This window comes from Nostoc sp. PCC 7107 (assembly GCF_000316625.1).
Classification (GTDB): Bacteria; Cyanobacteriota; Cyanobacteriia; order Cyanobacteriales; family Nostocaceae; genus Nostoc_B.
Map to the genome: position 1 here is coordinate 3,964,593 of NC_019676.1, position 12,685 is coordinate 3,977,277.

At 37.9% G+C, this 12,685-nt stretch carries 10 protein-coding genes and 1 tRNA gene; 3 read left to right on the plus strand and 8 right to left on the minus strand.

Annotated elements, in window-relative coordinates; genetic code table 11:
- Positions 1–238 precede the first annotated feature (238 nt).
- The gene (locus NOS7107_RS17145; protein ID WP_015114220.1) at positions 239–1,468 is read right to left on the minus strand and encodes a response regulator; all 1,230 of its coding nucleotides are present in this window, start codon (positions 1,466–1,468) and stop codon (positions 239–241) included.
- A gap of 32 nt (positions 1,469–1,500) precedes the next feature.
- On the minus strand, positions 1,501–4,254 hold the full coding sequence (locus tag NOS7107_RS17150) for an ATP-binding protein (protein ID WP_015114221.1): 2,754 nt from the start codon (positions 4,252–4,254) through the stop codon (positions 1,501–1,503).
- Between the two features lie 641 nt (positions 4,255–4,895).
- Here NOS7107_RS17150 and NOS7107_RS17155 point away from each other — a divergent pair.
- Entirely contained in the window at positions 4,896–5,624 is a 729-nt protein-coding gene (locus tag NOS7107_RS17155; RefSeq protein ID WP_015114222.1) for a hypothetical protein, read from the plus strand.
- Between the two features lie 112 nt (positions 5,625–5,736).
- Here NOS7107_RS17155 and NOS7107_RS17160 read toward each other — a convergent pair whose 3' ends face one another.
- Entirely contained in the window at positions 5,737–7,200 is a 1,464-nt protein-coding gene (locus NOS7107_RS17160) for a YcjF family protein (RefSeq protein ID WP_015114223.1), read from the minus strand.
- A 450-nt stretch (positions 7,201–7,650) separates the two neighbouring features.
- Between NOS7107_RS17160 and NOS7107_RS29175 the strand changes: the two genes are divergently transcribed.
- Positions 7,651–7,875, plus strand: a complete 225-nt coding sequence (locus NOS7107_RS29175; RefSeq protein ID WP_048819356.1) for a hypothetical protein — start codon at positions 7,651–7,653, stop codon at positions 7,873–7,875.
- The gene (locus NOS7107_RS27955; RefSeq protein ID WP_044500087.1) at positions 7,838–8,227 is read left to right on the plus strand and encodes a hypothetical protein; all 390 of its coding nucleotides are present in this window, start codon (positions 7,838–7,840) and stop codon (positions 8,225–8,227) included. The genes NOS7107_RS29175 and NOS7107_RS27955 overlap by 38 nt, the downstream gene beginning before the upstream one ends.
- A gap of 287 nt (positions 8,228–8,514) precedes the next feature.
- Here NOS7107_RS27955 and NOS7107_RS17170 read toward each other — a convergent pair.
- The 5 genes from NOS7107_RS17170 to NOS7107_RS17190 form a co-directional block, all read right to left on the minus strand.
- Positions 8,515–8,591: transfer RNA gene (locus NOS7107_RS17170), tRNA-Met, on the minus strand.
- 46 nt (positions 8,592–8,637) lie between these two features.
- Complete coding sequence (locus NOS7107_RS17175; RefSeq protein ID WP_015114224.1) at positions 8,638–9,591, minus strand: asparaginase; 954 nt, start codon at positions 9,589–9,591, stop codon at positions 8,638–8,640.
- An 84-nt stretch (positions 9,592–9,675) separates the two neighbouring features.
- Positions 9,676–10,176, minus strand: a complete 501-nt coding sequence (locus tag NOS7107_RS17180) for a CGLD27 family protein (RefSeq protein ID WP_015114225.1) — start codon at positions 10,174–10,176, stop codon at positions 9,676–9,678.
- Positions 10,173–10,634: a ribosome silencing factor gene (gene rsfS / locus NOS7107_RS17185; protein WP_015114226.1), complete on the minus strand. Its 462-nt coding sequence runs from the start codon at positions 10,632–10,634 to the stop codon at positions 10,173–10,175. Before rsfS ends, NOS7107_RS17180 begins: the two co-directional genes overlap by 4 nt.
- 479 nt (positions 10,635–11,113) lie before the next feature.
- Positions 11,114–12,385, minus strand: coding sequence for a glycosyltransferase family 4 protein (locus tag NOS7107_RS17190; protein WP_015114227.1), 1,272 nt, complete (start codon positions 12,383–12,385; stop codon positions 11,114–11,116).
- Between the last annotated feature and the right edge of the window lie 300 nt (positions 12,386–12,685).

The window sequence follows — 12,685 nt, forward strand, 5'->3', positions numbered from 1 at the left end:
ATTATTTTTCCCAAACCAGCAGCATCTTTTACTATTGCTGTAAAAATTTTCTTCACAAGCTATGTCTTTGCTGAAAATTCCCAGCAGCAATAGAAGAATCAGGATTGATTACGAATTGAGTAGTCTAATTTACGAAATAAAAAAAAGGATGAGAACCCAAAATTTTTGACTAAGTGTTCTGCACTTTTTCCGCTATAAACCTAAAAATATTGTTTCCTCTATTGAAACTCAGTGGCAATCAGTCATTACCTTGGCGAATAGGAATAGCGATCGCAAATTTAGCCCCTTGTCCCGGTAAAGCATTGACTTCCAAAGAGCCTCCGTGTTTTTCCACTATGATTTCCCGTGCAATCGCCAAACCTAAACCAGTACCTTTACCTAGGGGTTTAGTTGTAAAAAACTGCTCAAACATTCTCTGTTTTACATCAACAGACATACCAACACCATTATCTGCAATCTCAATCAACACAGATTTTTGATCACTTGTTACTGTTGTGCTAATCCAAATAGTTGGCGTTGGATCAGCCCCATTTGATTCCAGCTTTTCTATAGCTTCATCGATAGCGTCAATTGCATTAGCTAAAAGATTCATTAAGACTTGATTGATTTTTCCTACATAGCATTCTACTAAAGGTAATTCACCATATTCTTTAACAATCTCAATAGCAGGTCTTGTTGTTGTCGCTTTAATGCGACTACTTAAAATTACTAGAGTGCTATCAATACCTTCATGTAAGTCAACAAGCTGATATTCAGCGTCATCTAATCGAGAAAATAGACGGAGCGATCGCACAATTTGTTCAACGCGATCAGACCCTTTCTTCATTGAAGATAAAAGTTGCGGTAAATCTTGCTTGAGAAAATCTATTTCAATCTTCTGAGAAAAAGTTTTGATTTCTGGAATCGTAAAATTTGTATGAGTTTCATACAACTCTAGTAATTTTAATAAATCTGCGATATACTTCTCGGCATAAATTAAATTCCCAGAAATAAAGTTAATTGGATTATTAATTTCATGAGCAATACCCGCAACTAGTTGTCCTAAAGACGACATTTTTTCTTCTTGTGCTAACTTTAGTTGAGTGCGCCGCAGTTCTAAATGCACATTAATTCTCGCTAATACTTCTTCATGCTCAATTGGTTTAGTAATATAGTCTACTGCTCCCAATTGCAGCCCCTTAACTTTATTTATCGGCTCGGAAAGTGCCGTCATAAATATAATTGGAATGTCTTTCGTTTTTGAGTTGGCTTTTAGAAGACGACAAGTCTCAAACCCATCTATACCAGGCATCATCACATCTAATAAAATTAAATTAGGTATCGCCTCTTCAACTTTTTCTAAGGCACTTTTGCCATTTTTAGCAACAGAAACCCTGTAACCTGCTTGCGTTAATATTTCCAATAATATTTTGATATTAAGCGGCACATCATCAACAACTAGAATTGAGTTATTTGGAATATTATTCATTTTTTGAAATTTTGATTAAAAAATCAGCTTTTCTACACTAAATATGGCTTCAGCATTTCTACAATAGTTTCATCTTCAAAATCTTCTATTAACTTTAAAATTTTATTAGTAAAATTTATATATTTATTATCTAGTTTTTGAATGCGATCTACTTCTTCTTGGATACCCATAACATAACCTGCTTTAGCTGCTTGATATAAATTCATTAGTTCTATTGCAGGGGGAAAGATTATATCATCTGAGAAAAACGGCTGATTTGAATTGATATCTTCATAAATCCAATCTAACTTTAAATAAGACTTTATTTGAGCAAATAATTCTTCAGCTTGTACAGGCTTTGGGAGAAAATCATTACAGCCTGCCGCTGAACTTTGTTGGCGATTTAAACTAAGTACACTAGCAGAAGAAGCAATAATTACTGTTGCTGTAAATTCTGTGCGGCTACGTAAATCTTGTGTCATTTGCAACCCATTCATTATAGGCATTCCTAAATCAGTAATAATTAAATCTGGTTTATACTCTTGTGCTTTACTAATGCCTTCTTTTCCATTGAGAGCTTCAATGACACAAAATCCAACTGGTTTGAGTAAATTTACAATCACAGCACGATTATCCACAACATCATCTACAATCAAAATAGTTTTTTGATTTCCTTTGTATCTAATGATGCGATTGCTACCTTTGTCAAGATGTGGAACCGCAGATGCAGATGAGACACAATCTTTAACTTTTGGTAAATCTAGATCAAACCAAAATCTACTACCTTGACCATAGTTGCTTTCTACTTGAATTTTGCTACCCATCATTTCCACAATTTGGCAACTTATAGCCAGACCTAAGCCTGTTCCTTCTGCTTTATGATAACTATCTCCTACCTGTTCAAAAGGCAGAAATATTTTCTGTAATTGCTCTGAGGATATGCCAACTCCTGTATCTTCTATTTGGAATCTGATTTTGTGAGATAGATGATTTATGTTCAGTACATCAGAATCAATTACTTCTATACTGAACTTAACTTCACCATTATCTGTAAACTTAATCGCATTCCCTAAAAGATTCAGTAAGACTTGGCGTAAACGTTTTTCATCTGCATGAATAACAGTGGGTATTAACTCACTAAGTTTATAAATAAAGCTAATATTTTTCTGCTCGGCTTTAATCCGACACATATCATATACACCTAGCAAAAACTCATGAAAATTAAATATATTAGGATATAGTTCTAGTTTATTAGATTCAATTTTGGCAATATCTAAAATATCATTAATTAACATTAATAGATGAGAGCCACAATGATAAATAATTTTGATAGCATTTTTCTGTTCAGTACTTGCTTTAATATCGCGTTGGAGAATCTGTGCATAGCCAAGAATGCCATTTAGAGGTGTACGAAGTTCATGACTCATATTGGCAAGAAATTCGCTTTTTGCTTGGTTGGCTGTATCAGCTGCTTCTTTCGCAGTTTTTAGTTCTTTAGTCCTTAACTCAACACGTTTTTCTAGTTCTTGATTGGTTTTGTCTAAAGCTGTAAAAAAGTCATTTAGTTGTCCTGCCATTTGATTAAATGATTGAGACAAAATACTTAGTTCTTTGACACCAGAAATTTCGACTTTTTGGTCAAGATTACCAGAAGCGATCGCACTACTAGCCTGAGTTAAATGTAAAATAGGTTGAGTAATCCAACGCGAAGTATATATTCCCAATATCGTTGCGCCCATCAATGCACTCACACACAGCAAAATAGTCGTATGACTATTAGCATTGATTTCTGCCATAAAGTCAGTTTCAGGAACAATCACAATCACTAGCCAATCTAATCCTAGTTTGTCTTGCCAAGGTGTGACTTTCACAAACTGTCTTTCACTTTGAAGTTGTAATGTAAATTGGTGTGTATCCTGAATTTTTTGAAAACTACCAAAATTTTGTTGTAAATAATCAGCTATACCTTTAATCAAATAACTTTTACTATTAAATACTGATAGCCTATGTGCTTTACCATCAACTACATTATATGGTGCTTCATTAGTTGAAGAAGCTACTATTAATCCAGACCTTTCTAAAAGAAATACCTTTCCTTGCTTACCAAATTTTAAATTTTTTAAAAAATCACTAATCTGAGTTAGTAATAAATCAACACTGATTACACCAACAATATTGTTAGAATCATCGTATAGCGGATAGCTAGAAGATATAGAGAATATTTCTGGTTTATCTTCCCACTGATAAATTTCGCTCCACACTGGTCTACCTATTTTGACAGCATCTGCATACCAAGCTTCTACACGCGGATCATAGTCCTTGATTTCTGTTAACTGATTACGATTTCCTTGATTGTCTGTAGTATAAACATAAAGTTTACCAATGCGGCTTTTATCAGAAACTTCATTAATTAAAAGCTGACCATTATCTAAACGTTCAACACCAATAAATTCACCTTTAGGGTTAGCAAAACTAATATAACCAATATTAAACACGCGCATTTGTTTCCAAAAATAGCGACTTGCAAGATCATAGTCTTGTAAATTCAACATTCCTAGCTTTATGGCCGCTAAATTAACTTGATTAACCTGATGAGGAGTAGCTAAGTATGTATTAAGGCGCTGTTCCACAAGTCCATTTACTTTACTAGTCAACTGATCTGCAAGGTCATTAACTGCTTTGTGACCGTTTCTAAACGATAAATAACCTACTAGACTAACTGCGGCAAAAGTTTGCAAAACAAAGGGGACAATCAGAATCAGCCGCAAAGGTAACTTTGAAGAATGCAAAATTCTAAAATGCTTCATAATTTTCCCAATGGTGAGAACTTTAAACTACATACCTATAATTAGTTTGCCCATTATCTTAGTCTTAATATCATCAGCTATAAATAGCTAATAGCTAATACTACGTAAACCTTCCATAGAAATATGATAAATTCATAATTTTCCTTATGTTCAGATATCTTGAAGTACAGCAAATAGCAAGTGTAATTCTCAGGAAATTTCTTAAATTAACTTCAAATATATATCTGTAGAAAGATTTTATTTTGGTTGAGTATAATCCTATATATTTTTCTTCGTAAAAAGCTTAGAATATTAAAAGCAACAAATTTAAGTATCTTCAATCTTATGAATGCAAGAGTAATAAATAGAAGTTGATTTCCCTGCTTTAAAATAATTGGGAAAATAAAAACTGAGTCTCAAGTTTAAAAAGTTAGGCAGATGACTGACATCAACTAACCAACAATTTTTCGAGTGATTGACGAAATTCCATTACAAGAAATAGCCTTGGAGCCAAGCTAACCTTTGCAAAATCATCTTTAAGCTATGCACCTGCAATGAAAGATATATATGCAAAATGGCTGTCTTGCTCTACTTTTTAATTCTATTGCAATAGCAATTGGAACGTTAAATATTGCTCGTGATTAACATTAGGGACTAAAAATATGCAGCAGGTTTTGGCATTAATTGAAAACAAAAAGCAAGATTTTGCTAAGTTGCCTTTATTCTCTTTTATGCAAAATAAAAGCATACATCCAAAAGACAGACTTAGTTTTGCTCCAATCATTATTCCCTTAGCTATGGGTTTTGGAGAACTATGCAATCATGTTTTTCGAGAAGAACCAACAACAAACGAAATTCAAGCTTTACTAAATCAACATACCTATGAAGAACATTTTCATTGGCAATGGCTGTTAGAAGATATAGAAAAGCTTGATCTGCATCATTGTTCTAAATTAACGGATGCAATGTTATTTAGTTTTGGTGAAGCAACTTTAAAATCACGCACAGTTTGTTATCAAATCTATCATCATACTTTTCAGGCAGACCCTATCTTTAAGTTCGTAGCAATGCAAGTGGCTGAAGTTACAGCAAATGTTTTTTTCAATATCTCACAGCCAGTAGCTTTAGAACTTCAAGAAATCACAGGTCAGGACTATCGTTATTTTGGTATGTGTCATTTGCATGAAGAAGAACATCACCACATGAATACGCCAAATATTGTGAGTTTCTTTCAACAACTAGAACTGAGCGATGAACAAAGGCAGCAAGCTATAACCATAGCAGAGTTAACATTTGAAGCTTACACAGAAGCCATGAATTCATGTATGGATTTTGTCTATAAGCAAAATCCTACATGGAATACTAAGATTTTTGCAGAGTCCGTTAACTAGCAGAATCATTCTGCAATTAGGATTAAGAACTCATGGTGTAGTCAGAAATTACATTTTTTAGTAAAAAGGAGATAGTTAAATAATAACTATCTCCTTTCTCTTAATCTTCCACTTAACCAATAGGTTTATCAACACCAACGAGTTCCATCTGCGGTGTTTGTGGCAATAAACGCTTCACGCCGTGGTTAACAAAACCTTGTAGAAAAACCATCTGCTGATTTTGTTGAAACACTTTTGTTAGGGTTTGGCGCAATTTTTCGAGATTTAAAGTCGTTCCCGAATCTAATGCTATTTCTTGCTGCTCAAAATACTCAACTAGACTCAACCCTGCTACTCTGGTGAGATAAGCAGCACTAACACCTTGCACTAAACCACCAGCAACAAAGGTAATGGCGTTACTCTTAAGAACAGTACTCACGGCTTTTGTTGAAAGTTCTACTAAACCTAGTTTCAGCATCAAACTTCCCATTGTGCCAGCTACGGTTTGTGCCTGTTCTAGAGATAATTTCTGCTGATAGATATTACCTAAGTCGATTACCATCTGGGCATTAATTGCCGCAGTCGCCAGTATATCTAATGCTGGTACTGGGTTAGCAAAGGCTGTAGCCGCAGCTATCCATTGATATTGTTCAATAACTGGAGTAGCGCGATCGCACCTACTTCTATTCAACCAGTTTTTAGCTTCAGCTTTCAGTGCCAAAGCAGTTCTCATGGTGGTTGTCCAGACTAACTTTTGCCCTTGCTGTGCTAAAACGGTATTTAATTGTTGCGTTAGTTGTGCAGTATCTGGCGCTGGCTGTTCCATCCATTCTTGTACGGAACCATCATTTTCATGTTTCCGCACTTTGATGGGAATGGGGGAAACCGCGGTGGCTACTACATAGCCTGGCATTCTTTGTTGTAACGACAGCAACACACTAACACGTTCATCAGTTAAATACTGGTCTTGCTTGTTAAAAACCAGAACTATAGACTGATTTGCTGCTTTTAACTGTTGTAAGGTTTGAAATTCTGTCTCAGTCAAATCACCGTTTGTTAAAAATAGGACAACATCAGATTTTGATACTTCTGCCAAAACTACTGCATCTGAATTGTCAGTTGTTTCTCTAAACAAAGGTGCTGTCTCTTGAAAGTGGAATTTTAGCTGTTTTTCTTGCCAAGCACTAGACTTCAAAACTTGAATTAAAGTGCTTTTACCAACGGCTTTACCACCAGTAACAGCAATTTTAATTTCTTGTCTGTCTAACTCCGAAGATAAGTAAGCTAATTGTTCTCGCAGTGTATTTAAGGATATATGGTTTTCTGCTTCTTGTGCGAGTTGGTTAATGACTGTTTCAGCTTTGACGATCGCACTTTCTGCTGTTGCCCGATCTACAAGTGTACAATCTAGTTGTTCTAAACTGATTTTTGGGCGATTTTGTTGCCATAACCACAAGCCACCACCAACAGCCAGGGTACTCAATAAACCAAATTCACCTAGCTGTACTATGGAATCATGCCAACTTTGTAGTATCCAAAGGGAAAAGGAAAGTCCTAATCCTCCCACTAAAATAGGTCGTTCTAATTTCACAACCATTATTCTCCGCGCTTTTTGGAAGGTTTTACTTCACTCTAGCCTAATAACTAATGATTTAAAACTCCCCAATAAGGGGAGAAGTAAGCCTACTTTATAGCCTGTTTTAGTTCTTTGAACAACAGCCTTAGACCATAAGGAGAAGTTTGAGCAATGATTAAGTTTCCAAAACCGCGCTTGAGAGGATGAATAACGGCTGCTTGCTTGGCTATAAGTAGCCGTCATGAACTGCGTACAGCAGAACGCATGAAAAAGGGATAATAAAAGGAGCATGGTGTTCTACAGAGTTCGTTCGTTCTTGGTGCGTAAAAGCCTGTTAAGTAGCCAGAACCAGATACCCGCAAGAACCGGTCACTGTTGCGCCTGTTAAAGAGGAAAGCACGTAAGTCAGATTATGACTCATGGGTATCAACAGGACACTGTGCCTTGTCGCCAAGATCAGGTGAGGTAGTTATGGAAATAGTATATTCCCGTTGTGCAGGTCTGGATGTCAATAAAAAGACAGTAGTGGCTTGTGCAATCACACCCAAATCGAGTGGTGGTTGTCACAAAGAAATTCAAACATTTGGAACAATGACCAGCGAGCGATTTACTACATTTGTCAGATTGGTTGATGGCAAGGGAATGTACTCACGTAGCGATGGAAAGCACGGGAGAGTATTGGCGGCCAGTATTTAATATCTTGGAACGACTTTCCTCAAAGATTCGCAAAGGTAATAACAATCTCAGGGTTGGACTTGTGCAAGCGGCTCATGCCGCCACCAGAACCAAAGGTTATCTTGCGGCTCAGTATCGTCGTATTGCCGCCAGACGCGGTAAGAAAAGAGCGATAATCGCTGTTGCACATTCGATTTTAAAAATCGCCTACTACTTAATTTTGCGTCAGGAGACTTATCAAGATTTAGGAGGTGATTATTTCGATAAACAAAAGCCAGAGGCGACAAAAAAACGTTTAGTTAAACGTTTGCAAAAACTAGGATATGAAGTTTCACTGACTCAGCTAGAAACTGCGTCGCCAACGCTTGCCTGATTGAAATAACCTGTCTTTACTTGAGTTCGGATTGTCAAACACAGTCTGTACCGTCATTTTTTCTGCTTAATTTCAGCGCAAAGTATTTTCAAGTCAGAACTGTGCAAATAAACAGAAGTATGTAACAAAAAGTAAAGTGGCTTGAAAACCTCTTCTCTCCTGCCTTGTCATAACGACAATTTTTGACACCTACCTACTTATCACCCTTGAACTTTGTATCCATTGACAAATATTTAAACAAAACAAAACCCTGTAGTTTTTTGATTCTACAAGGCCTTGCTTTTATTTGGTGGCGGGAAGTGGATTTGAACCACTGACCTTCGGGTTATGAGCCCGACGAGCTACCAGGCTGCTCTATCCCGCGTCGCTCTTGACTTTTCAAGTATAACTCAAAGTCGAGAGTTTGACAACTATAACAGCGATAATTCTCCAACAACCTCTAAACGCGTATATTTCCCGAAGGTCATAAACTTTTCTGCAAGGGTTTCTGCGGCACTAGGGCTAATCCAACCCATTTGTTGCAGTAGGTGAATAGCTACGGCATATTTGGCCCGTTTTGCTCCATCCATAACTTTGATTGCTAATCCCATACCTTCACCAAGTCTACCGATGCACTGTACACCTTCTGCACCAGCTTTACTGACTACTTCTCCAGGCGCTAAACGCATCAATTCAGTATCAAATTCTCCATCTCCTGCAACCAAGACAGGATGATGAGTCATAGCACGAATAATGCGCTCCATATCCAAATTGCTACTAGAAGCTAGTAGAGCATACAAAGATGCCATTTGACCAAGTTGCATGAGATAGGTGGGTACACCGCAGTCATCGTGAGCGCTGATAAATTCTTCAGCCGGCATTCGCAACAACTCTGCGACTTTGCCTAAAATTAACTGCTGCATGGGGTGCTTGCGGTCTAAGTAGTTATTTAAAGGCCAATGGCGTTGCTGGCAAACTGCTAACATTCCAGCATGTTTACCAGAGCAATTATATTGCAGCGGACTGCGTTTACCTTGAGGAATCGGGCATTGCAGAGCCGTTGGATCAACATCGGCACGCCAAAGGATGTTAAATACTTGTCTGACTTGCTCTATAGTTCCTTTATGAGAACTAGCAATAATTGCTAAATCGCGATCGCTCAGATCATAGCGTTCTAGTGTGCCAGTGGTAGTGACAGCTAGTGCTTGAAAGGGCTTGAGCGCTGAACGGACAAATGTCGCGGTTTCAGCGTTACCCGCAACGGATAAAACCCGCCCCCTGTCATCGCATACAACAGCTTGGACTATATGCCGCGATTCAATGATGCCTTCCCGTAGTAGCCGGACTTCCAGTACTGTGGCTTGAGTTCGTTTTCCCATTGTCATGGGTTAAAATTTATCTCTTTTTATTATTTGTCACTATGCCATTTGTTTTTTACTCTTGACCAAGGACTAATGACCAATGACTATTTAAAACAAATGCCAAACTATAGTACCAATTAGGTACATTCCCGCCAAGCCAGCAAAGGTAAATTGTAACCGTTGGAGAATTGGCTTAATTTCATAAGTCACAATCAAGCGATCGCGAGTTAAAACTTCTTGAGGTTTTACCCAGGTTTGACCATCATACCAGCCTGACTCTTCATAAAATACAGTCTTGCTGTAGAGGCGATCGCGGATATAACGCCAGCCTAAGTACATACGCACTAATACGAAAATTATACCCAGACTTGCACCGGCGGCTCCACAAAGGAAAAAATGCGCCGCATACTTTTGTGGTGGAAAGCTGGCTGCGGCTACTGGCGCTGAGACTAGCCAGGAATAACCCCAAATCCAGGCGATGTTCGTGATGTATTCCCGCCAATTTAACGTGCAATCACGAAATAGCCAGGCAGTTTTTAATTCTTCGTACTCATTAAGTGGTTGTTGGTCTGTGGGAACCGGGCAATTGGAAACCGAAGACCTCATCATATTGGCTTACCCCCACCCTCATCAGCTTCTGGAACGGTAATACGTTCTGCATTCACCCAGAACGCTTCTAAATTATAAAACTCCCGTTCTTTAGGCATCATGATGTGAACGATCACATCGCCGTAATCTTGCAACACCCAACTTCCTTCCGCTTTGCCTTCTGTGCGTAAGGGAGGACGTTGCCATTCAGTCTCTACTTTATCTTCTATGGCTTGGGCGATCGCCCTGACTTGCACCCTAGAGTAGCCCGTCATCATCACAAAATAATCTGCTAGGTAAGATACATCGGCTACCCTTAGTACCAAAATATCTCCTGCTTTGCGGTCTGATGCTGCTTCAGCAACAGTTATAGCTAATTGCCCACTCAAATCTTTTATACCTGTATCTAGGCTTTTGAGTGGACTATTTTTCTCCGACACAGATTGTAATGGGAGATTTCCTTGGATATAATCAGACATTAAACCTCAGGTGCTTGATCTCTTTTATTTTATAATTACTCACCAACAACAATTGAACAACAACTGTTTTTTTGAATACTAACAAAAAAACGCCTGTTAATGTAGTTAGTTCACAATTAACTGTGTGGATTGCAACTAAAAATCAGCCCAAATAGCTAGTAGCTAAAGCGGCCTCATTAATCAAGCAGTAAACTTTTACCAAGAATTGTAGCGAATAATTTACCCAATCAAATCGGAATATTTTAAATATTCTGCCTAAAGTATGAGTCGGAACGATTCTGCCCCTACTTAATCATCATCAAACTCAGCTTGTTCACACAGCATATTTTGCTGTTGTGCGCTTGAAACCATAGATTAAAATAAAGCACCCATGATATTTGCCAGTCTTCATTCAAGCGCATGAAAAATAGGAAGTTTTTCAACGCGGACTTTTCTGATGAGTCATAATTGATTTTTGACCTTAGTCAGCGTATTTTTGACTATACTTCTTGTTTTGAAACCACTTTCGCTTCAATTACTTGGTTATCAGAGGTTACTGATTCAAACAAAGCCTCATAGTGATTTAAGGCTTGCTCAAAAGCATATTGCTCCATAGCATATTGACGGCTGTTATAGCCCAGAGTCTTCACTTTTTCCGGGTGTCTATAAAGTTCTAAAACAGATGCTGCTAAAGCTTGGGCATCCTCTGGTGGAACGATAACTCCGCCACCACTTTGTCTAATTGCTCTTGCTGCGGTACCAGCTTCAGGTACAGAAGCGACTAATGCCCGACCACTAGCCAGCAAAACTTGAATTTTGGACGGCATATTGAAAGATATCACATTCTTCTTCTGTACGACTAAACCAACGTCAGCTGCCGCCAACATCTGTGGTAATTCTGCACGCGGTTGAAATGGCAGTAGTAACACATTATCTGCACCACATTCTAAACAATATTGCTGCAATCGTTGTAAACCTTTAGCTTCACCAACAATTACAAATGCAATGTCTGTGATATCACGTAATGCAGCGGCAGCTTGAATGACTGTTTCTAAACCTTGAGTTAGCGCAATGTTTCCAGAATATTGGACTACAAATTTACCGTTAAGATTGTGTGTATTACGGAACGGATTGTTTTCTTTAGGTAAAGGGCGAATGAAATTGACATCAACCCAGTTAGGAATTTGCTCGATTTTATCTGCCTCTACACCCTTAGACAGCAAATTTTCGACAAACCCATCAGCGATAACGCTAATTTTTGAGGCAGAATGGTAAGCAAATTTTTCTAATGCAGCAAATACTTTGATGAGAAATTTATTTTTCAGTAGTCCAACATGAACGGCTGCTTCCGGTAGGATATCTTGAAGATTGAGTACTACAGGACAAGCGCGTAACCATCCCAGCAAAGCAGCAGGTACGCATACAGGTAAAGATGGTGACGTTGAGAGAATTACATCTGGTCGCCAGCCAAGTAAAGCAGGTAAAAAACTTGTCACAACAAAACTAGCATCTAGCATTATTCGATCCAACAGATTCGGTTGTGGCCGAATCCAAACATAGCTGCGTTGGATTTGAACACCATTTTTGTACTCATTGAGGTAAAATTTGCCCCGATAATCCTCGTAAATTTGGCGTTCAGGATAATTTGGCATAGCAGTAACGACCCGCACTTCATGCCCACGCTTGACCAGGCCTTCTGCTAATTCCGTCATCAACGGGGCAATACCAATTGGTTCTGGATAGTAGTTGTAGGAGTAAATTAATATCCGCATAAAAAATCAGTCAGAGTCCCTGGCTTTTTGGATAATGAAAATAATGGTGTTCTGCATTTTGTTGCATCTATATTTAATTTTCTCTTTACTCTCTTTCGATGTCAGTGGTTTATCGTTGAAGATTGAGTAAAATTTGTTATTTATTGCTTAAGTATTACTTGTTGTAATTATTACAATAATGGTGGCAATCCAAGGTATGTACACACTGAAAAACTGCCATTATCTTTCTATCCACAGATAACTGCAATATAAAAATCAATGATGTGAGTGAATTATTAAGATGGTAGTGAATGCTGTGTT

Bases quoted from the DNA above. Each gene is read 5' to 3' on its own strand.
- NOS7107_RS17145 (WP_015114220.1), bottom strand. From the start codon at position 1,468: ATGAATAATATTCCAAATAACTCAATTCTAGTTGTTGATGATGTGCCG.
- NOS7107_RS17150 (WP_015114221.1), bottom strand. From the start codon at position 4,254: ATGAAGCATTTTAGAATTTTGCATTCTTCAAAGTTACCTTTGCGGCTG.
- NOS7107_RS17155 (WP_015114222.1), top strand. From the start codon at position 4,896: ATGCAGCAGGTTTTGGCATTAATTGAAAACAAAAAGCAAGATTTTGCT.
- NOS7107_RS17160 (WP_015114223.1), bottom strand. From the start codon at position 7,200: ATGGTTGTGAAATTAGAACGACCTATTTTAGTGGGAGGATTAGGACTT.
- NOS7107_RS29175 (WP_048819356.1), top strand. From the start codon at position 7,651: ATGGAAATAGTATATTCCCGTTGTGCAGGTCTGGATGTCAATAAAAAG.
- NOS7107_RS27955 (WP_044500087.1), top strand. From the start codon at position 7,838: ATGGAAAGCACGGGAGAGTATTGGCGGCCAGTATTTAATATCTTGGAA.
- NOS7107_RS17175 (WP_015114224.1), bottom strand. From the start codon at position 9,591: ATGACAATGGGAAAACGAACTCAAGCCACAGTACTGGAAGTCCGGCTA.
- NOS7107_RS17180 (WP_015114225.1), bottom strand. From the start codon at position 10,176: ATGATGAGGTCTTCGGTTTCCAATTGCCCGGTTCCCACAGACCAACAA.
- rsfS (WP_015114226.1), bottom strand. From the start codon at position 10,634: ATGTCTGATTATATCCAAGGAAATCTCCCATTACAATCTGTGTCGGAG.
- NOS7107_RS17190 (WP_015114227.1), bottom strand. From the start codon at position 12,385: ATGCGGATATTAATTTACTCCTACAACTACTATCCAGAACCAATTGGT.